Here is a 24,698-nt window from a genome sequence, read left to right as displayed (position 1 = left end):
GTTGTATTGTGATTGATAATCCGTTTGTATTCTATCTATTTTTTATCGTCGTCGGTTTTTTTACGGCCATGTTAGGGACGATTATCGGCGCCGGCGGGGGTCTCATTTTTGTGCCTTTATTCATGTACTGGTTTCCTCAGTGGTCGCCGTCGATGATTGTGGGCACGTCTTTATTTGCCGTTATGTGTAATGCTATTTCCGGTTCGCTGGCGTACATCAGGCAGAAAAAGGTGTTTATCAGCGCCGCTCTAATTTTCAGCCTGGCTACCTTTCCGGGCGCCATTTTAGGGGCGCGTATGTCCGCCTGGTTCTCAGGCCCTGAATTTATGTTTGCCTTCGGGTGTTTCCTGGCCTGTGTATCTATTTTGATCGGATTTAAAAATTTCCGTAAAGGCGAGCGCCAAGCGGAGTCCCTCACGCTCGATGAGGTTACCTATAATAAGCCGCTAGGCATCGCTATCAGCATTGTGGTCGGCTTTATCTCCAGCATCTTCGGTATCGGCGGCGGACTTATTCACGTGCCTGCGCTTATCTATCTGATGAGCTTTCCTACACATCTGGCGACGGCTACGAGTCAGGCCATTTTGGCGGTATCCACCACGGTGGGCGTTATTACACACTTCCTGTCGAACCATATCGTATTCAGCATTGCCATTCCTGCCAGTTTCGGCGCTCTGTTTGGGGCCCAGGCGGGCGCGCAGATTGCAAAACGTCTGAAAGCAAAGGTCATTCTGGCATTGATGAGTGTCTGCGTATTCGCACTGGCGGTGCGGCTGATCATCGGATCGGGGATCATATTCTAATATTTTTGAAATGATGAAAGTAGATGCGCTCTTGTTATATTAAATTTGAATACATAAATTTATAGCTTTCTTTTACTCATATAGGTTACAATAATATGAGTATTTAGAAAGGGGTTGCATGCATGAGAAAGATAAATTTAGCGTCACCGATAGTGAAATGGGTTGGTGGCAAGCGGCAGTTATTGGATCGTTTAATGCCGTTATTACCTGCTACGTATACTAGCTATTGCGAGCCGTTTGTTGGTGGCGGTGCTGTTTTATTTGCACTGCAGCCAACAAATGCGGTTATCAATGATATTAATAGTGAACTTATAGGGGTGTATCGGGCTATTAGAGATGATATAGATGCTCTTATTAAACGACTTGCTAAGTTTGAAAATACGAAAGAGTGTTTTTATACTGTACGTAGTTGGGATCGTGATGCAAGCATCTATAATCAATTAAGTGATATTGACAAAGCGGCACGAGTTATTTTTTTGAATAAAACTTGTTATAATGGTCTTTATCGTGTGAATAGTGCAGGTGAGTTCAATACGCCGTTCGGACGTTATAAAAATCCGAATATTGTTAATGAAAGTATGCTTCGTGCTGTACATGATTATTTTAATGCGGCGAATGTAACTATTTTAAATGGTAGCTATTATGAGGCAGTACAAGATTTGCCAGAAGATAGTTTTGTCTATTTGGATCCTCCATATGATCCTATATCTGTTACGGCTAGTTTTACTGGTTATAATGCAGGGGGATTTAGTTGTGAAGATCAAGTCGTTTTGCGTGATTGTTGTCGCCAATTAGATGCGGCAGGCATTAAATTTATGCTTTCAAATTCGGCAACAGAATTTATACAAGATATTTATCAAGAGTTTAATATCACTATTGTTCCTGCAAAGCGTGCTATCAATTCTGTGGGGGCAAAACGAGGATGCGTAGATGAGGTTGTAGTTAGAAATTATGAGTAAACCGATAAAGGCTCGAAAAATTGATGTAACTTGGAATAACTTAAATAATAAATATAATATAGTAGAAGCTATTGATAATGAGGGATATTTTAAGATTTCAGCTGATGAGATTAAGGAGTTTCAAGAGCCTCGGCTAGCTGTCAAATTTGATCATTCTGATGATCGACCAAAGCTTTTTATAGAAAATGATTTGTCAATTTTGCCTATTACTCGAGGCGATTATTATGTATCTCGTATCAAGGCTTATCATAATTTTGAATCGATTTCATCTGATATTACATATTTAAAGGTTCCGGAATATATTAAAAGTCTTAATGTAAATTCTATTAATAGTGAGAGCAAAGCATTAAATATGGCATATATATCTGGTATTCTTACAGATTTTTTAGATGACGAGAAATTAGTACCTACAGTATCAGGTCGTATGAGTTCGGAAGGATTTGTTTTTCAAGCAGCTGTATTTAGTGATGGAAAATCCATTAGTCCTGTTGTACGGGTGGAGAACTCTCAGATTGAAATTGATGCAGCTTATGAGGGAATTAATAGCCTTACGTTAATGGAAGCTAAGCGTGATTTAGCTGATAACTTTTTGATTAGACAGTTATATTATCCATTTCGTACTTGGCAACGTAAAATGGGATCTAAGCCTGTACGATTGGTATTTTTGATTTATTCGAATAGTATTTTTTATTTATACGAATATAAATTTAATGACTTGCAATATTATAATTCTTTGGAACTAGTGAAGCATAAGCGATATTGTTTGGAGAATACACAGATTTCACGAGATAATATACGAGATGTAATGGATAAGTTAAATTTCAATAAGGAACCTCGAATTCCATTTCCTCAAGCTGATTCTTTTGAACGAGTAATCAATATTTGTGAATTACTTTATATTAATGATATGGAAAAAGATTCGATTACAGAGGAGTATTCTTTTGATACACGTCAGTCCTCATATTATTTAGATGCAGCGCGGTATTTAGGGCTTGTTCAGAAGCAGGTTGATACAGCTGGACATCGTTCTTATTGTCTGACAAAATTAGGTAATTCATTGTTTTCTATGTCTTACAAGCAGCGACAATTAAAACTGGTAGAAACAATTTTGTCTTTTAAAACGTTTTATTTTACATATAAATATTATGATGAATTTGGAGAAATACCTTCAAAAAAGGATATTATACAATTTATGAATCGTGTAGGTGTTGTAGATCCGCATTCAGGTTTAGCTTATAGCGATACTACTAATAAACGTCGTGCAAGTACGGTGATTTCGTGGATTCGTTGGATTGTAAATACTATTAATTATTGAATATATTTAGGTATATTTATAAATACATATGATGTTTAGTTGTTTAATATTTAAAATTAACATTAGATCGATTTATTATATTATGCTAAAAACTCATATGTGCCTTTAATTGAGAATGGATAAATTAAAATATATATAGATGAAGGTTTTATGTATATATATTGCAATCTGATTCTTGCGGAACTACATATGTTCAGGTCCCTATCTATGTGGATTTAGAGATACTTTTTAATTCGTGTATGTCTAGTCCGAATGGATAGGGGCCTTTTTGCTTTACATGTGGAGAAATCGGTACATGATAATGCGAATGAGATGTACTTTCAACATATAATTTAAAAGGCGCATCGATATCGATAATTATTGGAAGAGATATAATTTATGCATAATTGTGGTAGGCATAATGAGAACGGCGTATACTAAATTTATAAAGATTTCCTTAAGCTGGGATTGGAGGTTATTCAAGTGAATTCATTAGTAAGAGATTATGACCGTTTTGCCAAAGAGGCGCAGGAGATTTGTAAAGATCGTGTGTATACAGATTATCTGAGACGTTATGCATATGGCGTGGATGCATCCTGTTACAGCTATTTGCCGAAGGTCGTGGTGAAAGCGCAGGATGAATCAGAGGTGCGCCGCTTGATTCGTCTGGGTCAACAATGCGGTACGCCATTCGCATTCAGAGCTGCTGGGTCGTCCTTATCCGGGCAGTGTTCCTGTGAAGATGTGCTCATCGTATGTAATGACGGTTTTAAAAAGATGGAGGTTCTGGATAACGGCCTTGCATTAAAATGTGATTGCGGTGTAATCGGTTCTGATGCGAATGATATGCTACAACCGTATAACCGCAAAATCGGACCTGATCCGGCAACCATTGCGACCGCTTTGATTGGCGGTATTTTGAATAACAACTCATCCGGCATGTGCTGCGGTACGGCACAGAACTCATACAAGACGATCCGTTCCATTCGCGTCGTATTGTTGGACGGAACGATTCTCGATACATCGGATCCGAAGAGCGTCAAGCAGTTCCTCAAGGAAAAACCGCAAATGGTGGAGGATATTTTGCAATTGCGCAGGGATATCTTAGCGGATGAAGAATTGACGCACATGATTTATCATAAATACAAGATTAAAAATACTACCGGTTACGGCTTGAATTCGCTTGTTGATTTTGAAGATATTATTGACATCATCAATCATCTGTTTATCGGCTCCGAAGGCACGTTAGGCTTCGTGTCTGAAATCGTGTACAATACCGTTGAGGACGTGCCTCATAAGGGTTGCGGTCTCATGTTCTTCCGCACGTTGAACGACGCGTCTCTTGCGGTTGTCGCCCTTGCCAACATGGGCCGCGAGAAGGTGGTCGCTGCGGAAATGATGGACTATCAATCGCTCTGTGCGGTACAAAGTCTTGAAAATGTGCCGGCTTTTCTTAGCGAAGTGCCGGAAGGTACCAGTGCGATTCTGTTCCAAACCGAAAGCTATTCAAAGGAAACGGTGGATGCGAACTTAGCGTTTATTAAAGACCGGTTGAAGGATATTCCGACGGCTATGCCGAGCCTATATTCCCAAGATCCGAAGGAATATGATTCGTGGTGGGCTATCCGCAAGGGCATCCTGCCGATTGTCGGCGGGCAGCGCAAGAAAGGCACAACGGTTATCACCGAGGATGTGTGCTTCAAAATCGAGGACTTCACCAAGGGCATCGAAATGATTACGGAGCTATTCCATAAATACGACTTTGTGGACGGCGGCGTTATTTTCGGTCATGCTTTGAGCGGGAACGTGCATTTTAATATCACCCCTGATTTCAGCAATCCTAAGGATACCAAGAATTTCGCCGATTTGGTGAAAGAAATGTCCGAGCGCGTATCCGGATTCGGGGGTTCCTTGAAGGCGGAACATGGTACAGGTCGCATGGTTGCTCCGTTTGTTGAAATGGAATGGGGCAAGAAGGCGTACGAAATCAATCGTCGTATCAAGGCTATCTTCGACCCTACGGGCATCCTGAATCCTGATGTTATCATTACCGATGATCCTGATGTGTACAAGAAAAATCTGAAAGCGCAATGCGTTATTGATGATGCTTTCACCATTTGTATGGAATGCGGTTTCTGTGAAAAGCATTGTCCGAGCCGCAATTTAACATTGACACCGCGTCAACGTATCGCGTTATTGCGTGAAACGAAACGACTTGAAGCGGAAGGCAAGTTTACGCTTGCCGCTGAACTTAAAAAAGGCTATCAGTACTATGGTGTGGACACCTGTGCGGCATGTTCCATGTGTAAAGGTCTATGTCCGCTCAGTATCGATACGGCGCAGATTGCATTGTCCATGCGTAAAATCGATCCGCCTGCACCGAGTCTCGCGAAGACAATTTACGATAATTTCGCGACTACCCTTGATATGTGCCGTGCCGGCGTGAGCCTTGAAGGCATTGCCGGCGCTATCGTGACGAAGAAGGCGATTTCAAAAATCACGGATGGCTTACATGGCGTGACCGGGATGACGCCGTACTTGCCGAAGACGACACCTAAGGCGAACCGTTATAAATTGAAGAACCGTATCAAGCCGGGCAATTTTGAACGGGTCGTATACTTCAGTACCTGTGCAAACCGCGCATTCCGTCCGAACCAGGGCTATAACGATGAACGGAGTTTGCAACAGGTTTTTGAAAGCTTATGCAGCAAAGCGCATATCGATGTGGTGTATCCGCCGCATATTGAAAACCTCTGCTGCGGTCTCAGCTTTGAAAATTATGAAGACATCGATAAACGGGCGCTCAAGGATCTTCACGATGCATTGATGACTGCCTCGGAAAACGGTAAATATCCTATCGTAATTGACCACAGTGCATGTTTCAGCCATGCTTTCAAACATATTACGGATTTGGAAATTAATGATATTTCCGAATACTTGTATAATCACGTGGTGCCGCGCCTTGGTATCCGTAAATGCGATGAACGCGTTCTCGTACATAAACAATGTAAGATTAAATCCGCAGGCAAGTCCGAATATATTGAACGGCTCGCAAATCTTTGCTCCGATCATGTATTCAATATCAAATCGTTCGCTTGTGACGGCTTCGCGGGACAAAAGGGGTTCTTTACGCCGGAACTCAATAAATGCGCTACGAAAGACTTGTCCGGCGAAGTGGCCGAATACGGTGTGACCCTTGGCGTCAGCTCCAGTTCGACTTGTGAAATCGGGCTCGGTGAAAATTCGGGCATCCCGTTCGTCGGTATTGCGTATCTGTTAGACCGGTGCTCTACAAGTAAAAAGTAATAAGTTAATGAGTTACACATTTAAATTCTCCGAGATATAACGAAAAGGATGAGTTACCTGAACTGCATCTCCAAAAATTGTGCCTAAATCGATAGAATTGATAAGCGAGGTGTTTTATGAGATCTACTCTATTATGTATAGGTTTGTTTGTAAGTTTGCTTGGTGTCTGGGGGTGTGGCGTCGATACGGACAGGACGCAGGCGACCGGTGCGGACACAGCGGTAGAGAAGTCCAAGGTGCATGAGGACTCCGATTCGCATGTAACGGCGGCCAAGGCGGCTCTTTCAGCGGGCGATTACAACAAGGCCGTACAGGAGGCGACCGCATCGATAGCGGCTCATGCGGGTAATGCGGAGGCGTACTCTGTGCGCGGCATGGCGGAGGCGTTACAGGGGGATACGGACAAGGGCCTGCAGGATACCAGGAAAGCTTACGATTTAGATTCCGATAACGTGGCCAATTATTACAATATGGCGATGGTCTATAAACTGCAGGGCCGCTTGAACGAGTCCAAGGAATGGTTTGAGCGGGTACTGGAAAAGGATCCTCGCAATACATGGTCCGTTTATGGTATCGCCACCATTTATGCGGATCAGGGGAATGATGTAAAAGCCCTCGACTGGCTGGAACAGGCGATTAAAATCGACCCGTCCGTGAAAGCCGTGGCGGCGGAGCAGGATCATTTTATGAAATATCACGGTCAGCCCCGCTTTGAAGCACTGATAAAATAAGTTACTCAATTTATATAGTAAAATAGCCTTTTCACTATGAAGTACGCCCCGATATCAGATCAAGTTCAATCTGATATCGGGGCGTACAACAGATGTTAATCTCTCATAGCGGAGGGGCTATATTGTTTATATGTGGAATATATATTTTACCTGTTCCGTTGCAACTGATTCGACATCGTAAAGATGATGAGGGCGAGCCAGATACAGGAGAAGGCGATGATGTTCGTCGTAGTGAAGCTTTCACCGAAGTAGAAGATTGCCAAGAGTAAAGCGATGGTAGGCGATACGTATTGCAGAAAGCCGAGTACATTAAGCGGCAACAGGCGGGCGCCATACGAAAACAGTATGAGCGGAGCCGATGTGGTCAGGCCGGATCCGATGAACAGCAAGGTCGTATTCCAGTCCGTGCCGAAATAGGACCATGACGATGTGTCGATAAACATCGTGTACAATACGGCGAGAGGGGTTACAATCCATGCTTCGAGGGCGATGCTCGTGAACGGATGGATGATTAGTTTTTTCTTTACCGCGCCGTAGAGGCCGAATGAGACGGCGAGGGCCACGGAAATCCACGGCAGAGAGCCCAGTTGCCACGTAAGAAAAGCGATGCCCAAGGCGGCGATAGCGACACTGAGCTTTTTCGGAAACGTGAGGACCTCTTTAAAAATGATGACGCCCAGCAGGACATTGAGGAGCGGGTTGATATAGTAGCCGAGACTGGTGTCCATAACATGATTATTCGCGATGGCCCAGATATAGGTGCCCCAGTTGAGGCTGACCAGTAGTGCGGCACATAGGAGCAGCACGATTTGCGAGCGATGTGTCCATAAATGGTGGCAGTCCTTTTTAAATTGTGTAAAATTTATGCCTATAACGATGAAAGCCATAAAGATGCCGGACCATATGATGCGATGGGCCAGCACGGTATAAGGGGAAATATGCTGTAAGAGTGCCCAGTAAATAGGGAGTAATCCCCATATGATATAACAGCTGAGAGCCATAAGCAGCCCTTTTTTATTTGTATGTTCCATAGAATAGATGCCTCCTGATAAATATGATTTATTATAGCATTATTCATGTGTGATGCGAATATATTACTTTAAGTTATGCTATATGCTTTTTACATATAATATAAAATTAGGTACTTATGAATTGATTTTATAAATGTTGACTGAATGCAGTGTTTTACACTATATTTAAGGGAGAACAACAAAATATTGAGAATAGGTGTCACAAGACTTAATAGAGAAATCGGTATAAGCCGATGCGGTCCCGCCACTGTAAGGACGAGCCTGCTTTCATAATGCCACTGGAGCAATCTGGGAAGGCGAAAGCGAGGCGATGACCCCGAGCCAGGAGAACTGCCTATTTGATAATCACCGTTATGTACCTACGAGCGATAGGAAGGGGATTGAGGTATACTGCTTAGAGGTTTTTGTGTACCTTTCAACAAGAAACCTAACGTGTCACTCCAGGGTGGCACGTTTTTTGTTGCCATTCGGGAGGGGCGTATTAGGAGCTTTGTATTACGACTTGATAATGCCGGATTTGCTCGAGTCGGATATATCCCGAACAGTTTATAGGTACGATGACGGATTCGCTGTTCCTAGTATGGTTTCGAGTTGAAAAGGAGGCACATATATGTCTGATAAAATGGCTTCAAATGCCGCAAATAGCGAACTGCTAGCTCCTGTGTCATTTGATGAATTTGAGAAACCTACGTATGAAAAATGGCAGGCTGAGGTTGAAAAGGCTTTAAAGGGCGGGGACTTTCATAAAAAGATGTTCACGAAAACCTATGAAGGAATTACTTTACAGCCGATTTATACGCCAGCGTTGCATCAGGAAAAAATTCCGAAGGGCGTGTATCCCGGTGCGGGTCAATTTTTGAGAGGCACCAAGGCGAGCGGCTATATTAAGGATTCCTGGGGTGTGTCGCAATACGTAGATGAGTCGTTACCGAAGGACGCAAATCATGCGAGCCTGTACGAGATTGTCAAGGGCAGTACGATTCATAACATCCGGCTGGATGAAGCGACGCGTCATGATCAGGATGTGCAGGTCGGAGCCGCTGTAGGCGTGGGCGGTACATCGTTATCGACTGTTGAAGATTGCACGCAATTATTGGAACGGTTTAACTTCAAGGAAAATCCTCTCTACATCGAGGCCGGTGCATCATCTGCCATCCTGTTGGGGATGATTTCCGCCACTGTGAAAGCGACGAAAAAACAGACGTCCGACCTAAAAGGTCTCGTAGGTGCGGATCCTATCGGTGTATGGGTGAAAGACGGTGCGCTGCATATGTCCCTGGACACGGCGTTTGATGAAATGGCACATAGTGTGATCTGGGCTTCCGAACAGGCGCCACAGCTCAAGACCGTCCTCATTTCCGGCGATGCCTATGCAAACGGCGGTGCTAATGACGTGCAGGAAGTGGCTTACGCTTTGGCGACGGCGGCTTGTTATGTTCGTCAGCTGGCGCAACGCAACGTGGATATTCACACCATTGCAAACAGCATGATGTTCACATTCTCCTTAGGAGCTAACTTCTTCATGGAAATCGCGAAATTACGCGCTTTGCGTGTGATCTGGGCGCGTATCATGGAGGCTTTCGGTGCTGATGAAAGCGATCGTGCGGTGCATGTTCACGGCAGAACATCGGCTTTCACAAAGACCGTATACGATCCGTATGTAAATCTGTTGCGTAACACGACACAGGCATTCTCCGGCGTTGTGGGCGGTTTGGACAGCATGGAGGTATCGCCGTTTGACCAGCCGATTCGCAAATCCGACGATTTTTCCCGTCGGATTGCGCGTAATATTCAGGTCATGTTGCAGACGGAATTCGAATTGCGTCAACCTGTGGACCCTGTAGGCGGTTCTTGGTATGTGGAAACCTTGGCGGCCGAACTGTGCGAAAAAATCTGGGCCGAATTCCAGGCTATTGAAGCAAAAGGCGGCATTGTCGCCGCATTGAAGGAAGGGTATCCGCAGGCACAGGTGAAAGCTGTGTTGGCAGAGCGGTTCAAGAACTTGGCATACCGTAAAGACGTTGCCGTAGGTAACAACATGTATGCGAACATGACCGAAGAACTCCTGAATCCTAAGCCTGAAAACCAGGATACGTTGCGTCAAAAACGGACGGCGCAAATCGAGGCGTACTTGGCCGGAGCCGATCCTGACGCGGTTGTGAAAGCTCAGGCGGCGCTGGAGGCGAGTACGACGGAACCGGGCGCATTGATCGGCCTCATCGAACTGGGGGCGTTACAGAAATTGACGATGCGTCAAATCCGTAAGGCTTTGGATGCGGGCGATATCTCATCGGAAACGATCGAAGCCATCGCGCCTCATCGCTGGACGGAACAATTTGAAGCCCTCAGAATGCGTACGGAAGAATACAAACAACGGACGAAGGACAATGTGAAGGTATTCCTGGCGAATATGGGCCCTATACCGCAACATAAACCGCGCGCCGATTTCTCTACAGGCTTCTTTGAAGTGGCGGCGTTCGAGGTTATCAAGAACGACGGTCATGAAACGACGGCTGATGCGGCGAAGGCGGCTCGTGAAAGCGGCGCCGATGTAGTGGTTATCTGTTCTACGGATGCCACCTATCCTGAACTGGTTCCGCCGCTCGCCAAGGAGTTGAAGGAAACTATGCCGAATGTGACGGTTATCCTGGCAGGGGCACCTCCGAAGGACCTGGAACCTACCTACCGCGAAGCGGGCGTAGATGATTTCATTTCTGTTCGTGCAAATTGTTACGAAATCTTACATACGTTACAAGATAAGAAAGGGATGTGAGCTCATGTTTAAAAATCCAGACTTCTCCTCTCTTGGCTTGGGAACCCAGACGGCCACATCTCGCGATGCATGGCTTGCTGAACTCCAAAAGGAAACGGGAAAAAGCTTTGAAGAGTTATACAATACGACGATGGAACAGATCCAGGTGAAACCGCTTTATACGGAGATGGATTATGAAGGAATGACACACCTTGACTACATGGCCGGTGTGCCTCCGTATTTGCGCGGACCTTATTCCACGATGTATGTAACGCGTCCTTGGACGGTTCGTCAGTACGCCGGTTTCTCCACCGCGGAAGAATCCAATGCGTTCTATCGCCGTAACCTGGCAGCCGGTCAAAAGGGTCTGTCTATCGCCTTTGACCTTGCCACTCACCGCGGCTATGACTCCGACCATCCACGCGTTGTGGGCGACGTTGGTAAAGCGGGTGTTGCGGTAGATTCCATCCTCGATATGGAAATTCTGTTCTCCGGTATTCCTCTTGACCAGATGTCCGTATCCATGACAATGAACGGCGCCGTCTTGCCGGTAATGGCGTTCTACATCTTAGCCGGTGAAGAACAGGGCGTAGATAAAAAGGTTATGGCCGGCACAATTCAAAATGATATTTTGAAAGAATTCATGGTGCGTAATACATATATCTATCCTCCGGCTACATCGATGCGTATCATCGGAGATATCTTCGCGTATACATCGCAGAATATGCCTAAGTTTAACAGTATCTCCATCTCCGGTTACCATATGCAGGAAGCGGGCGCTACGGCGGATATCGAATTAGGTTATACATTGGCCGACGGTCTCGAATACATCCGTACCGGTGTTAATGCGGGCCTTCACGTTGACCAGTTCGCACCGCGCTTGTCCTTCTTCTGGGCTATCGGCAAAAACTACTTCATGGAAGTGGCGAAGATGCGTGCGGCTCGTATGTTGTGGGCTAAGATTATTAAAAGCTTCGGCTCTGAAAACCCTAAATCCATGGCTCTTCGTACACATAGCCAGACATCCGGCTGGTCTCTTACGGAACAGGATCCGTTCAACAACGTGGCTCGTACATGTATGGAAGCGATGGGGGCCGCATTGGGTCATACCCAATCTCTTCATACGAATGCGCTTGACGAAGCGATCGCGTTGCCTACGGACTTCTCGGCGCGTATTGCGCGTAATACTCAACTTTACATCCAGGATGAAACGAAGGTATGTAAGGTTATCGACCCATGGGGCGGTTCCTACTATGTAGAAGCATTGACAGACGAATTGATTCGTCGCGCCTGGGGTCACATTCAGGAAATCGAATCTCTTGGCGGTATGGCGAAAGCTATCGATACAGGGCTTCCTAAGATGCGTATCGAAGAAGCCGCTGCACGTCGTCAGGCTCGTATCGACTCCGGTCGTGAAGCCATTATCGGCATCAACAAATATCGCTTAGATAAGGAAGATCCGTTGGATATCCTCGACGTAGATAATACGGCGGTACGTGAGGCGCAAATTCGTCGCCTTGAACAATTGCGCGCTAACCGCGATGAAGAAAAGGTTCAATCCTGTCTCGAAGCGATTACGAACGCTACGGAATCGGGCGAAGGCAACTTGCTCGCCCTTGCGCTTGAAGCGGCTCGTGCCCGTGCATCCCTGGGTGAAATTTCCTTTGCCGTTGAAAAGGTATGCGGCCGTCATAAAGCGGTTATCCGCTCCATTTCCGGCGTATACTCCAGCGAATTTGAAGATGACGATGTTATCAAGGAAGTACGTCAGATGGCGGATGACTTTGAAGAAATCGAAGGTCGTCGTCCTCGTATCATGATTGCCAAGATGGGTCAGGACGGTCATGATCGCGGTGCGAAAGTAATTGCTACATCCTTCGCGGATATGGGCTTTGACGTGGATATCGGACCTTTGTTCCAAACTCCGGAAGAAACAGCTCAAGATGCGGTGGATAATGACGTTCATATTGTCGGATTCAGTTCTCTTGCGGCGGGGCATAAAACATTGTTGCCTCAACTTGTAGAGGAACTCAACAAGCGGGGCCGCGGAGATATTTTGGTTGCCATCGGTGGCGTAATCCCTGCTCAGGACTATGAATTCCTACGCGAACATGGCGCAGTGGCTATCTTTGGACCTGGTACAGTTTTGCCGGTAGCGGCGAAAAAATTATTGGAAACCTTGAGCAGCCACGTTCAGGAAGAGTCTAATGACTGATAAGAAACGGACTGCTCCGGATGAATTGCGTAACACGCAGGATGCCGCTTTCACCTCCGGTGAAAGTAACGCCCCTGAACTGGGTGTAAAAAACGCAAGCGCCGAGGGCAGTACCTATCGTCCCGACTGGGTGCCGGAGGAAGCGAAAGCGGATGACACGTACGCGTGTCACGTGATGAAGGGCGTCAAGGAAATGCATGACGGTCTCGTGACGAGCTCCGCTCATCTGGCCCCGTCGTCACGACCCGTGCAGCGACGTAAAAAGCTGACCGTTGCTGATTATGTGCGCGGTATCGAGCAGGGTGATCGCGTCATACTTTCACGGGCCATAACATTGGTTGAAAGTAACAATACAATGCATTTTCAAACGGCACAGCAGGTGCTGCAGGCTGTGTTGCCCCGTACGGGCAAGGCATTGCGCATCGGCATCACAGGTGTGCCGGGAGCCGGTAAAAGTACCGTCATTGAAGCCTTCGGTAACATGCTCATTGAAGCGGGTTACAAGGTGGCGGTTCTTGCGGTGGATCCGACGAGTCAGGTCACGAAGGGCAGTATTCTGGGCGATAAGACGCGCATGGAAACGTTGACGAAACATCCGAATGCGTATATTCGTCCGTCCCCTGCGGGAGGCACATTGGGCGGCGTAGCTCGTAAAAGTAGAGAAACTATGCTGCTGTGTGAAGCGGCGGGATATGATATTATCCTCGTGGAAACCGTAGGTGTCGGTCAAAGTGAGGTCACCGTCCGCTCCATGGTGGACTTCTTTATGCTTATCGTTCTCACCGGTGCCGGTGATGAACTGCAGGGCATCAAAAAAGGCGTTATGGAACTGGCGGATGCCATCGTAGTCAATAAGGCGGATGGGGACAACCTTAAACGGGCCCTCATTGCGCGCAGCGATTATGACCGGATGCTGCATTACATCCGTCCGGCTACGGAAAAATGGAAGACTCGGGCCTATACTTGCTCGGCCGTTACTAAAGACGGCCTGCCCGAGCTATGGGAGGTTATTGAAGAGTTCGCCGAACAATGCAAGGAAAACGGAGTGTTCCTCAAACGACGTCAGGAACAGTCCTTACAATGGGTGCGCGACATGATTGATGAACACTTGCACAACCTGTTCTTTAATAATGTTGTCATTCAAGGGCGCATGGGCGAAGTGGAAGCGGCCGTACTGAACGGTAAAATGAGCGAGTCGCAGGCCGTAGAAGAACTGATCGGAATCTTTGATAAATCGATTAAATAAAAAAATAACGAAAAGAGGCCCGACATCTATACGGCATTTGATCGCTTTACCATGTAAAGGTGAAGCTGCTGTATAGAGACATCGGGTCTTTTTCATTTGCGTGATTATGTGATTTTTAAGAGTATCTTTATGTGCCCTATAGTTAGTGGCGGATAAGTATAACAGGCTGATTTCGTAGAAGATGTACTGTAATTTTACATTGTTTTTTCTACGAGCGCCTCCTGTAGAATTTGTGAAAAGTTAAGGTTTTTGGCTAATGCGCGTTCATTCAACCATGCCGGAATGGTCAGGGTTTTCTTTACAGATCTGCTATTTTTAGCTAAATCGATATCCGTTTGCACGAGTGTAGGATAGGTGGATTTTGTACACGGTAAATTGCGAATGGAAGTGGCTTCAGGCAGAGTTCCGCCATCCTCAAGTGCACCTAAGATGAATAATTCCATTGCTTCCTGAGCATTTGTTAATAACTCTGTCAGCGTTGCCCCTGTGCTGCTGGTGTATTCCAAGTCGGGAAATTCAGCCCATAAACCGTCGCCATCATCATGGATAACAGCAGGATATATAAATTTCATAGGTCCTCCTCATTTCAGTCCTGTACGTTTTAAAATAGCGTTTAATAATCCGGCAGGCACATCTCTTCCGTGAACCGCGATTACTTCCACTTTATCACCTTTCTTTAATCGGTGATGACTGCCGCGTTGCCGTACATCCTTCCAACCGTTTTTCTGAAGTAGCTTAAGTAAATCTTTGTCCTTCATATACTCTCCTTATATGATAGCACGTGTACACGTGTTTAACAATTATTACATTGGACTTTCTTGATTTTATTTGTAGTGTAGCATTCTTTTCGGTGAAAGTGCGGTGACTGATAATCACGGAGGTTCTTAATGGTCACTTGACATTTTTGCGTGTATATTTTTCTTATGGGATATGGAAAAACATGATATAATTATTTCCAATAGAGTCCGATATATATGGACTTTTGGAGGTTTAGCATGGACAGTATTATTCATTTATTTTCAGCCGGCGGATTTGTCATGGTTCCGCTATTTATTTTTCTTATTGCAACGTGGATGATCGGCGTGGAGCGTGTTTTGTTGTATCGCCGCTTTCGGAGGGATTTGAACGCATTCACGAAGTCTATGGATAATCAGCCGTCGTGGGTGATGTTGCCGACCGTGGTGGAACGCGACGCCAAAGAACTCGGTGAATTATTGGCGACGCCGATGCGCCGCGCCCGTAATTATACGGCGCTTGAAAATCGATTACAGGATGTTATCGGCTATGTGGATGAGCGTTTGAAGCGCGGTCTCGGATGGCTCAGCATGATTGTAACGATGGCGCCGCTGCTTGGCTTGTTGGGCACCGTGCTCGGCATGATTCGCGCCTTTGCCGTTGTAGGTGGCGACATCGGGGCGCCTACGGTGATTACCGGCGGCGTATCGGAGGCGCTCATTGCGACGGCGACGGGCCTTACGGTTGCCATCATAGCGCTCGGCTTTCACAGTTACTGTGCGGCGCGCGTAAATGATTTTATCAATGAACTGGAGCATGCGTGCGGGGCCATTTTAGACGTATATAACGAGGATTCATCCGTATGAGACGACGTACATTAGGTGTAAAAAAAGAACCGGCCATCATGATTATTCCCATGATCGATATCGTGTTTTTCCTGCTCGTATTTTTCATGATCGGCACGCTGTACATGAATTCGGAGCAGCAGATTCCGATCAGTTTACCGAGTACTTCGACTTCATCGGCGAAGTCCATCGAGCCGAAAACGGTTACGCTCACCTCGAATCATCGGCTATTCCTCGATGACCGCGAGCTTGACGGAGAGGCGCTGGCCGGTGCGGTACAACAGATTGTGACGGAAAATCCGCGGCAGGCTTTTGTCGTTCGTGCCGCCAAGGATGTCGTGTATAACGATGTCATTACGTTGCTTGATCTGCTCAAGGTGAACGGCGCCAAGTATATTAGTGTAGCGACGGAGCGTAAATAGGCTATGCTGGATACGAATTATAAAAAACCGTTCGTCATCGCCGTCATTATCAGTTCCCTGTGGACCTTTGCGTTCGGCCTGTCTCTGCAGCAGATGGGCGGTACGGGCTTCGGCGGGGACATCATGACGGAAATCACCTTTGATATCGACAGTGATGGTGAAAGCTTCGGTACGGAAACCGGCAAGGTGGAGATTCATCATGCGGATCCGGCGGCTACCGATGCGGCAAAGGGCAATACCGATAATGACAAGTCGGCACAGGAGGAAAAACATCTGGAAGCGGTTGAGCCGAAACAGACCGCAGCGAACAATCTCTATTCGACGCCGGACGTTAATACGCCGAAACATATGGAATGGGGTTATGTGCGCAATCCGGATTCCGTGAATCAGTCGGATGAGCCTGTAGCGGAGATGCAGGACGGGCTTGCGAAATCGAAAGAAGGGGAGCCTGAACAAAAGTCTTTCGGTTCATTTTCCCGGAATAAGAAAAATCCAAATTCAGGAATTTATGACGGTACGAACGGGAATAATTTACCCGATCAGGAATCCGATCTATCCTTTATGAGCCCTGTGGCATTAGGACTGCTTTCACGAGGGTTACAGGAGGAATTGAAGCCTACACCGGAACGAAATGCGACGAGCTTTTTGAAACGCGTGCAGGAACAGGCCCGTCAATCGCATTTGCAGGGCGCCGTGGCGGTGAAAGTGCATTTCGGCGAGTCCGGCGAAGTGGTGGGCACGCGAATTATCGACGATAAGGTGGCGCCGGCCATCAAAGACGAGGCGCTTCGCATCGTGAAGCACAGCGGCACCATTGAAAACAATTTAGGACACCCTACGACGTTGACCATACCCGTCGTATTAGGCGAATAAAGGCTGTACTGATGATGAACATCGAGTACAGCCTTTTGCTATTGATGTGAAATTGTTTTGAGGATTATATTTATTTCAGTGGATTTGAATGTGTAGGTTTGGTATGAACGTGTAGAATACATTCACTATGTTATTTAGATTATACGGTAAATTAGTCTCTGTCGGTAAATATCGTCTTAGTTGAATTGTATACCGCCGTGTATACGATGGCGCCGCCGATAAAGAGCGTCACCTGCATTGGTGTGCTGAACTGATCTGCGCGCCACAATGCGAATGCGTAAAAGAACATGGTGATCAGCATGATGAGAAAAGCGATGATAACGCGCACATTCGTGTGTACCGCAAGAGATGTGTTGATGCGTGATTTATTCAACAGAACGTAGAGCAAGGACACGAGAATATCCGCTGTAAAGATAGAGAAACTATAATTTATATCGAACTCGCCAAAGAGCACAACGGCTAAGCCGATAAAACTGAGTCCGAAGAATAAACGCAAGATAGTGCCCATAATATTTGACTCGCTGCGCTGAGCACGACGTTCTTTTCTGTTTAAATTTGACATGCGATCCTCCATTAAGTGAAATTACTCAGGTATTCAAGTGTATTATTGTAGTTATAATAGACTTATGATAGGCCCTCTTTTGCGACGATGGAATCATACCATGGTACAAAGAGTCTGTATGATTATTATATCTCACAATGTATTGCTATGATATACTATAAATTAATTTGTACCAATTAATTTGTTCTATGGCGTTGCCCCTTATTGTGGCGATTGGATTTTTCCTGCCGCCTTTTCGCTGGCTTTCACATGTACTTGATTAACCGTATTCATCGGCTTGATGAGGCTATAGAATTACATGAGCTTAAATGTAGACTCAAAGAGAATCGAGAAGTCCGGAATATAGCTGATTAATAAAGTAGAATTTTATATGCATAGTAGCAATAGATATTTTTTGAAGCAAACTTGTGGATAGTATAGCTTAAAAAATATCTATTTTTGTAAAATACGAACAATTAAAAAATTTAATATATTTATCATTCGGAAATTGAGGCCGAATTGATTGAATGCCCCTTGCACATATGGTACAATAAGCCTATCAATACTAGCTTTTATCATGCAAAGGAGACATCATGATACCACGTTATACACGAGAAGAAATGGGCCATATTTGGAGTGAACGCAACGAGTTCGATACGATGTTACTGGTGGAGACACTGGCATCCGAAGCGCAGGCGGAGCTCGGCGTTATCCCTAAAGAAGCGGCGAAAATCATTCGGGAAAAGGGCAATTTCGACGTTGAGCGTATTCATGAAATCGAGAAGGAAACGAACCATGATATCATTTCCTTCGTGACGGCAGTGGGCGAATACGTCGGTCCTGAGGCGGCTAAGTATATCCATCTCGGGCTTACCTCTACAGACGTGAAAGATACGGCGCTCGGTTACATGATGAAGCAGGCATGCGATATTTTGCTCGCCGATTTACAGAAATTGCACGATGTATTGCGCCGTCGCGCCGCGGAATTTAAACATACGCCGATGATCGGTCGTACTCACGGCATTCACGGTGAGCCTACCACGTTCGGTTTGAAACTGACGTTGTGGATGGCGGAGGTGGAACGCGATATGGAGCGCCTGGAACATGCCCGTAAGAATGTAGCGGTCGGCAAGTTGTCCGGTGCGGTCGGAACGTACTCCAATATCGATCCGTTCGTGGAACAGTATGTGTGCGAAAAACTGGGCCTTGAACCTGTAAAAATCGCGACGCAGGTGGTGCAGCGCGATCGCCATGCGGAACTGATTTCCACGATCGCTGTCATCGGCGGCACATTGGATAAAATCGCGTTGGAAATTCGTCATTTGCAACGCACGGAGGTTCGCGAGGCGGAGGAATACTTCAGCCCGAAACAAAAGGGATCCTCTGCGATGCCGCATAAACGCAATCCGATTACCTGTGAAAGAATCTGCGGTTTGGCCCGTTTGCTTCGCGGATATGCTCAATCCGCCTACGAAGACCAGGCATTGTGGCATGAACGCGACATTTCTCACAGCTCTGTAGAACGTGTTATCCTGCCGGATGCGACGATTACATTAAATTATATGCTTCATTTGACGACCCGTACCATCGATAAATTATTGGTATACCCTGAAACGATGCTCAAAAACCTGAACCTTACGGGTGGACTCGTGTTCAGTCAAACGATTTTGACGCACCTTGTCGATAAAGGCGCCGTTCGTGATGAAGCGTACCGTTGGGTTCAAAAACACGCGATGGAACGCTGGCTTGAAGGTAAAGACTTCGCCACCGGTTTAAAATCCGATGAAAACATCAAGAAATATATGACTGATGAAGAAATCGACGCGTGCTTCGATCCTTATAAATTGTTAAAACATGTTGATACTATCATGGCTCGGTTCGGATTATAATTTTAACGGTAAAGGCCGAACGCGATTTAATATACTTATATAAATTATGAATTAAGCTAATGCTTGAAATGGGATCGGCTTTCTCTTCTTTGTATGGTGCTATATTCTTGTATAGTACTTACATATAACACATGAAGGAATAGGGTGGGGATAGATAAATAACGACTTGGCGCTGCCCGCTAGGGCAGAGATGGCCATTGGAGGCTTTTGGTCTATGCCTACCTTTTATTTTATAGGAGTTTTTGTATGAAACGTATTGTACGAAAATATGCACCTCCCATTTTTCATTGCATCAACGATTTCGGTCAAGGCTCCCTTGCGGCGTTGATTCCGTTTTTTATTGCGAACTACGGGCTCAATTATTATCAGGCGGCGACCGTTATTTTCTGCAATACCATAGTGGCGTCCGTGGCCCAACCCGTCTTGGGATATGTGGCCGATCGGTGGCGTGTGCCCTGGTTTATTCCGCTTGGCTTTACGATCTGTCTCGTGTCACTCAGCGCCATTTCTCTGGCTACCAGCTATGAGATGATTTTGCTTTTGTCTCTTATAGCCGGAATCGGGGCTGCCTTGTTTCATCCCGAGGCGGCGCTTCTCGTCAAGCGTATGCAGTCTAACGAAATCGGCAATGCCATGGGGCGTTTCGCGGTTGGCGGCAGTGCGGGCTTTGCCTTGGGACCTCTCATTGCGGGCGGCACCTATATCTTCGGTGCGAATTATCTGTGGATATTTACGGTGGCGGCGGCCATCGGGGTGGCCCTTTATTACTATGCTTTCACCGGCGATGGTGAAAGTACGGTAACAGAGGAAAAAATGACGAAGGATGACCGTGATGCCACCAATGACTGGCTCAGCTTCGGTAAACTGTTTTTTATCATCTCATCGCGGTCCATCTTGTTTTCCGTGCTATCCATTTTTATTCCGATTTTGTACATTACGGTAATCAATGGCACGCCGGAAACATCCAGCTTGGCATTGACCGCATACTTCGGCCTCGGCGGCATTCTTACCTATGTGGGCGGGTGGTTATCCGACCGCATCGGATTTTTGAAAACCATTAAACTCGGGTATATCGTGTTCCTGCCATCCGTACTCGCCTTTATTTTTATTCCCAATATCTGGGGCTTCTTCGGTGCCATGATTCCCATGGCGTTCGGCGTCTTTAGTCAATATGGTCCCGTAACGGTGCTGGGTCAAAAATACTTGGCGAAAAATGCGGGATTCGCTTCGGGGATTACACTCGGTCTAGGCATTACGTTGGGCGGCCTCGTAGCGCCGTATGTGGGACATCTGGCGGATATCTACGGCGTACAGACCGCATTAGAGGTCTTGATCCCGGTAGGGCTCGTGGGACTGATTATGAGTTTCTTATTGAGGGAACCGGAAATATAGCTTTCACAGAGTCCGAACATTGTTGTATAATGTTAGTGGAATAATTAGACTTTCACATGGAGGATATATACATGGCAACAAGTATGGTTATCGGCACTCAATGGGGTGACGAGGGTAAAGGTAAAATCGTTGACTGTCTTGCAGAACGGGCTGATGTTGTTGTTCGTAGCCAAGGCGGGAACAATGCAGGGCACACTGTGGTGGTGGATGATAAAGCATTTGCACTTCGCTTGTTACCGAGCGGTATCCTGTATGATAATAAAACGAATATCATCGGCACCGGTGTCGTTATCGATCCTAAGGTGTTGTTAGGGGAGATTGCAGGCCTTGAAAAAGAGGGGAAATCCGCGAAAACTCTTAAAATTTCCGACCGTGCTCACTTGATTATGCCATATCATATCGCTCTTGATACGGCTGAGGAAGCGTCCAAAGGGGATGCGAAAATCGGTACGACTAAAAACGGTATCGGTCCCTGCTATGCGGATAAAATCAACCGCATCGGCATTCGCGTCTGCGATTTGTATGATATGGACGTGTTCAAGGAAAAATTGGCGTACAATGTGGAATTTAAAAATAAAATTCTTCGCAACGTATATGGCGCGGAAGGCGTAAATTATGACGAAATCCTCGTGGATTACATCAACTATGCGGAGGCGTTGAAACCATATGTGACGGATACGAATATCGCCTTGCTGAAGGCCGTGAAAGCCGACAAAAAGGTTTTGTTTGAAGGTGCGCAGGCGACGATGCTCGACCTCGACCACGGCACATATCCGTTTGTAACGTCTTCTCATCCGATTGCAGGCGGTGCATCCACCGGTGCCGGCATCGGTCCTAACTATCTGAAAAATATTTTCGGCGTTGTGAAAGCCTACGCTACGCGCGTCGGTGCAGGTCCGTTCCCTACGGAACAGCTCAATGAAATCGGTGAAAATCTTCGTAATCTCGGTCATGAATTCGGCACCGTAACAGGTCGTCCACGTCGTACGGGGTGGCTCGATCTCATGGTTGTTAAATATGCGGCCGGTCTTAACAGCTTGGATTATCTCGCTATTACGCGCCTCGATATTCTCGATTCGTTCAAGGAATTGAAAATCTGTGTGGGCTATAAACTAAACGGTAAAGACGTGGAAGGCTTCCCGGCTGATTTGAAAGATTTGGAAGCTTGCGAACCCGTGTATGAAACATTACCGGGCTGGGAAACGGATATTTCCGGCATTCGTGAATACGATAAATTGCCTGAAAATGCCCGCAAATACGTTGAACGCATTGCAGCGGTAACAGGTGTGCCTTTGGGGATCGTATCCGTCGGTCCTAACCGGAATCAGACAATTGATTTAGTAAAGATATTCTAAACGATATATAATTAGTAAAAAATATTCCGGATGATATCCGGTGAGTTAAAGATATTTGATTAATTATAATACTTGTAACGATGTCTTGTTAATTAAAACTTAATTGACGTTTAATTGAGCGTATCCTTCGGGGTACGCTCTTCAATTTCATTAAAATTGGTAGAACGAACCGCGTAAGATTCGTGTAGGTTTTAATCCATAAATAGAATGTATTTTTATATTCTTAACCGAATATTCTATAGAAAAAATTTTTTGTAAAATCAGTATATATGCATAGATGAGCATAACAAAATGTGTCTATATATTGTAAATTTATTCGGTATATTCTGTGAGGATGCCAATATACGTGGATATTTTCAATAATTTTGTGGTTAAATTTTACTACATAAATAAAAGTTGTGTATTCAAAAGAAATTATTAACATACGGATAAACAGAAAAAAAATAGATTTACTTTTAAAAATAGTATATAATAAAAGAAATAAGTAGATAGATATTATTTGATATGGATTTTGAGGAGTTTATAGATATGGTTGAAGTTTCCTACGAACGCTTAGCGACAATTTTTAAAGCCCTTAGTGATGAAACGAGATTGCATATCATCGATATGTTGTCCTGTAACGAATTATGTGCCGCAGATATCTTGGCCAGCTTTAACTTGTCTCAATCGACATTGAGCTATCACATGAAGATCTTAATCGATGCGGGTGTGGTAAATTCCCAGCGCAACGGTTTGTGGACCCGTTACTCCATCAATGAAGCGACATTCGAAGATATTCTGGAGATCATTCCTCAACTGTACAAAACGAAGGATGAATGTATTTGTGCACAAATTAAATACTGCCGTATTTCGGATCACGAAAAAGAAGTGTAATTTATGAGACGTTGGATTATGCATGTTGACATGGATGCATTCTTCGCGTCCATAGAACAACTGGATCATCCGGACTATCAAGGTCATCCCGTCATCGTGGGTGGCCTTTCTTCACGTGGTGTCGTGGCGACCTGTTCCTATGAGGCTCGTAAATTCGGGGTTCATTCGGCGATGCCCATATCGCGGGCCAAGAAGCTTTGCCCCGACGGTATTTATGTATATCCTCGGATGGATCGCTATAAAGAGGTGTCCCATCAGATTTTTTCGATTATGAAAGAATTCACGCCCTATATAGAGCCGCTTTCTATCGATGAAGCCTTTCTCGAGGTGAGCGGTATGTCCACCATGTACAAAGAGCCCAAGGAGTTAGGCCGCACCATTAAAGACCGTGTTTACAAAGAGACGGGGCTCATCATTTCCGCCGGACTTGCGCCGAATAAATTTCTCGCCAAGCTCGCATCCGATCTGGACAAGCCGGACGGTCTCGTTGTCATTCCTTACGGCCGTGAGAAACAGGTGTTGGCGCCGCTGCCGATCAAGCGCATCTGGGGCGTAGGCCCTCATACGGAAAAATGCCTTAGAAAGGGCGGCTTTCACGTTATGCGGGATATTCAGTCCCTGACTGATGAAAGCGCGCTTATACCTCTCGTGGGAAATCAGGCGCGGCGTATTTGGGAACTGGCGAACGGCATCGATAATCGGCCCGTTGAAACGGACCGCAAAATACAGTCCGTCGGGGCCGAAGAAACATATGAGGAAGACTTGTCGGACGGCAACAGCATCGCTCTTGAGTTTCGGTATTTTGCGAACCGCCTGTCAAAACGTTTACGCAAACGGAATCTGCAGGCCCATACCGTATCGATTAAGGTCCGTTATGGCGACTTCAGCACCGTATCCAGGCAGAAACGGCTCGATACGCCGACGGATCATGAGCATATATTCTACGAAACGGCGCAGCTGCTGTGGAATAAATTGATGGCGGACCATACTTCGGGATGCGGGGACCTCGCCGGTAAGGCCGGCAATATCAGGGATGCGTCAAGGACTACCGCCGGCGGACCGGTTGCAACGGTTGCTCGAGGCGGAGGCTCACATACGGCAGGTGCCGCAGAGTTTATTAACCCTCCGAAGCCGGTTCGTCTGTTGGGCTTATCCGTGAGCGGCCTCGATGAGGAGGTTCCTGTACAGGACAGTCTCTTCGTATCGACGCAGGATACAACGGAGAATAAACTGGCAGGTGTTCTGGATGCGCTGGAATCGAAGTTCGGCGAGACCGCCGTTATGAGCGGAGCCCTGTGGCGACGCTTTCACGGAGAGGCGGGGGCACGTCGGAAGCGGTCAGAATTGAAATCCGCAACAGATGCGGGCACAGCGGATGACAAATTACCGCTCGACGAAGATCCTGATTAAAAGTCTTGATAGTCCAGGTCTCTATC

At 46.0% G+C, this 24,698-nt stretch carries 20 protein-coding genes and 1 riboswitch; of the genes, 16 read left to right on the top strand and 4 right to left on the bottom strand.

Features of this window, described 5'->3' with window-relative positions; translation table 11 throughout:
- Positions 1–8: 8 nt before the first annotated feature.
- The 5 genes from HMPREF1521_RS07050 to HMPREF1521_RS07030 all read left to right on the top strand — a co-directional run bounded on the left by HMPREF1521_RS07050 (position 9) and on the right by HMPREF1521_RS07030 (position 7,093).
- On the top strand, positions 9–803 hold the full coding sequence (locus tag HMPREF1521_RS07050; RefSeq protein WP_038117495.1) for a sulfite exporter TauE/SafE family protein: 795 nt from the start codon (positions 9–11) through the stop codon (positions 801–803).
- A gap of 122 nt (positions 804–925) precedes the next feature.
- Positions 926–1,762 (top strand): DNA adenine methylase, encoded by an 837-nt coding sequence (locus HMPREF1521_RS07045; protein WP_038117493.1) that lies wholly within the window; start codon positions 926–928, stop codon positions 1,760–1,762.
- Positions 1,755–3,077, top strand: a complete 1,323-nt coding sequence (locus HMPREF1521_RS07040; protein WP_051435772.1) for a hypothetical protein — start codon at positions 1,755–1,757, stop codon at positions 3,075–3,077. Before HMPREF1521_RS07045 ends, HMPREF1521_RS07040 begins: the two co-directional genes overlap by 8 nt.
- Before the next feature lie 462 nt (positions 3,078–3,539).
- On the top strand, positions 3,540–6,362 hold the full coding sequence (locus tag HMPREF1521_RS07035; RefSeq protein ID WP_038117491.1) for an FAD-binding and (Fe-S)-binding domain-containing protein: 2,823 nt from the start codon (positions 3,540–3,542) through the stop codon (positions 6,360–6,362).
- A 116-nt stretch (positions 6,363–6,478) separates the two neighbouring features.
- The gene (locus tag HMPREF1521_RS07030; RefSeq protein ID WP_038117490.1) at positions 6,479–7,093 is read left to right on the top strand and encodes a tetratricopeptide repeat protein; all 615 of its coding nucleotides are present in this window, start codon (positions 6,479–6,481) and stop codon (positions 7,091–7,093) included.
- Positions 7,094–7,239: 146 nt separating this feature from the next.
- On the opposite strand, the gene rarD is transcribed toward HMPREF1521_RS07030, so the two are convergent.
- Entirely contained in the window at positions 7,240–8,124 is an 885-nt protein-coding gene (rarD, locus tag HMPREF1521_RS07025; protein ID WP_038117488.1) for an EamA family transporter RarD, read from the bottom strand.
- A 177-nt stretch (positions 8,125–8,301) separates the two neighbouring features.
- Positions 8,302–8,477, top strand: a riboswitch (cobalamin riboswitch).
- 257 nt (positions 8,478–8,734) lie between these two features.
- On the opposite strand from rarD, the gene HMPREF1521_RS07020 reads away from it, so the two are divergent.
- Genes HMPREF1521_RS07020 through meaB form a run of 3 tightly spaced genes read left to right on the top strand, consistent with a single transcriptional unit; the run spans position 8,735 to position 14,337 of the window.
- On the top strand, positions 8,735–10,897 hold the full coding sequence (locus HMPREF1521_RS07020) for a methylmalonyl-CoA mutase family protein (RefSeq protein ID WP_038117485.1): 2,163 nt from the start codon (positions 8,735–8,737) through the stop codon (positions 10,895–10,897).
- Between the two features lie 4 nt (positions 10,898–10,901).
- Entirely contained in the window at positions 10,902–13,091 is a 2,190-nt protein-coding gene (scpA, locus tag HMPREF1521_RS07015; protein WP_038117481.1) for a methylmalonyl-CoA mutase, read from the top strand.
- Positions 13,084–14,337: a methylmalonyl Co-A mutase-associated GTPase MeaB gene (meaB, locus tag HMPREF1521_RS07010; RefSeq protein WP_038117479.1), complete on the top strand. Its 1,254-nt coding sequence runs from the start codon at positions 13,084–13,086 to the stop codon at positions 14,335–14,337. Before scpA ends, meaB begins: the two co-directional genes overlap by 8 nt.
- A 194-nt stretch (positions 14,338–14,531) precedes the next feature.
- Here meaB and HMPREF1521_RS07005 read toward each other — a convergent pair whose 3' ends face one another.
- The gene (locus HMPREF1521_RS07005; protein ID WP_038117478.1) at positions 14,532–14,909 is read right to left on the bottom strand and encodes a type II toxin-antitoxin system HicB family antitoxin; all 378 of its coding nucleotides are present in this window, start codon (positions 14,907–14,909) and stop codon (positions 14,532–14,534) included.
- A 9-nt stretch (positions 14,910–14,918) separates the two neighbouring features.
- Positions 14,919–15,095 (bottom strand): type II toxin-antitoxin system HicA family toxin, encoded by a 177-nt coding sequence (locus HMPREF1521_RS07000; RefSeq protein WP_038117476.1) that lies wholly within the window; start codon positions 15,093–15,095, stop codon positions 14,919–14,921.
- 237 nt (positions 15,096–15,332) lie between these two features.
- Here HMPREF1521_RS07000 and HMPREF1521_RS06995 point away from each other — a divergent pair, with 237 nt between their 5' ends.
- The 3 genes from HMPREF1521_RS06995 to HMPREF1521_RS06985 are packed head-to-tail and all read left to right on the top strand — an operon-like array spanning position 15,333 to position 17,212.
- On the top strand, positions 15,333–15,938 hold the full coding sequence (locus HMPREF1521_RS06995) for a MotA/TolQ/ExbB proton channel family protein (RefSeq protein ID WP_038117474.1): 606 nt from the start codon (positions 15,333–15,335) through the stop codon (positions 15,936–15,938).
- A complete protein-coding gene (locus HMPREF1521_RS06990) occupies positions 15,935–16,339 on the top strand; it encodes a biopolymer transporter ExbD (protein ID WP_038117472.1) in 405 nt (134 codons plus the stop codon). Before HMPREF1521_RS06995 ends, HMPREF1521_RS06990 begins: the two co-directional genes overlap by 4 nt.
- A gap of 3 nt (positions 16,340–16,342) precedes the next feature.
- Positions 16,343–17,212: an energy transducer TonB gene (locus HMPREF1521_RS06985; protein ID WP_038117471.1), complete on the top strand. Its 870-nt coding sequence runs from the start codon at positions 16,343–16,345 to the stop codon at positions 17,210–17,212.
- A 151-nt stretch (positions 17,213–17,363) separates the two neighbouring features.
- Here the strand turns inward: HMPREF1521_RS06985 and HMPREF1521_RS06980 are convergent, their stop codons facing one another.
- Positions 17,364–17,774, bottom strand: a complete 411-nt coding sequence (locus tag HMPREF1521_RS06980) for a hypothetical protein (protein WP_038117470.1) — start codon at positions 17,772–17,774, stop codon at positions 17,364–17,366.
- Between the two features lie 572 nt (positions 17,775–18,346).
- Here HMPREF1521_RS06980 and purB point away from each other — a divergent pair.
- The 5 genes from purB to dinB all read left to right on the top strand — a co-directional run bounded on the left by purB (position 18,347) and on the right by dinB (position 24,672).
- Positions 18,347–19,642, top strand: coding sequence for an adenylosuccinate lyase (purB, locus tag HMPREF1521_RS06975; protein WP_038117469.1), 1,296 nt, complete (start codon positions 18,347–18,349; stop codon positions 19,640–19,642).
- 246 nt (positions 19,643–19,888) lie between these two features.
- Positions 19,889–21,034 carry an MFS transporter gene (locus tag HMPREF1521_RS06970; protein WP_038117466.1) on the top strand — a complete coding sequence of 382 codons (1,146 nt, stop codon included), beginning with the start codon at positions 19,889–19,891 and terminating at the stop codon, positions 21,032–21,034.
- Between the two features lie 71 nt (positions 21,035–21,105).
- Positions 21,106–22,389: an adenylosuccinate synthase gene (locus tag HMPREF1521_RS06965; protein WP_038117464.1), complete on the top strand. Its 1,284-nt coding sequence runs from the start codon at positions 21,106–21,108 to the stop codon at positions 22,387–22,389.
- 528 nt (positions 22,390–22,917) lie between these two features.
- A complete protein-coding gene (locus HMPREF1521_RS06960) occupies positions 22,918–23,262 on the top strand; it encodes a helix-turn-helix transcriptional regulator (protein WP_038117462.1) in 345 nt (114 codons plus the stop codon).
- A gap of 3 nt (positions 23,263–23,265) precedes the next feature.
- The gene (dinB, locus tag HMPREF1521_RS06955; protein ID WP_198014216.1) at positions 23,266–24,672 is read left to right on the top strand and encodes a DNA polymerase IV; all 1,407 of its coding nucleotides are present in this window, start codon (positions 23,266–23,268) and stop codon (positions 24,670–24,672) included.
- Positions 24,673–24,698: the final 26 nt, after the last annotated feature.

Source organism: Veillonella sp. AS16 (assembly GCF_000517785.1).
In the GTDB taxonomy this organism is placed as follows: Bacteria; Bacillota; Negativicutes; order Veillonellales; family Veillonellaceae; genus Veillonella; species Veillonella denticariosi.
Note: the sequence above shows the minus strand (reverse complement) of the source record. Positions and strands in the feature narration are given on the sequence as shown.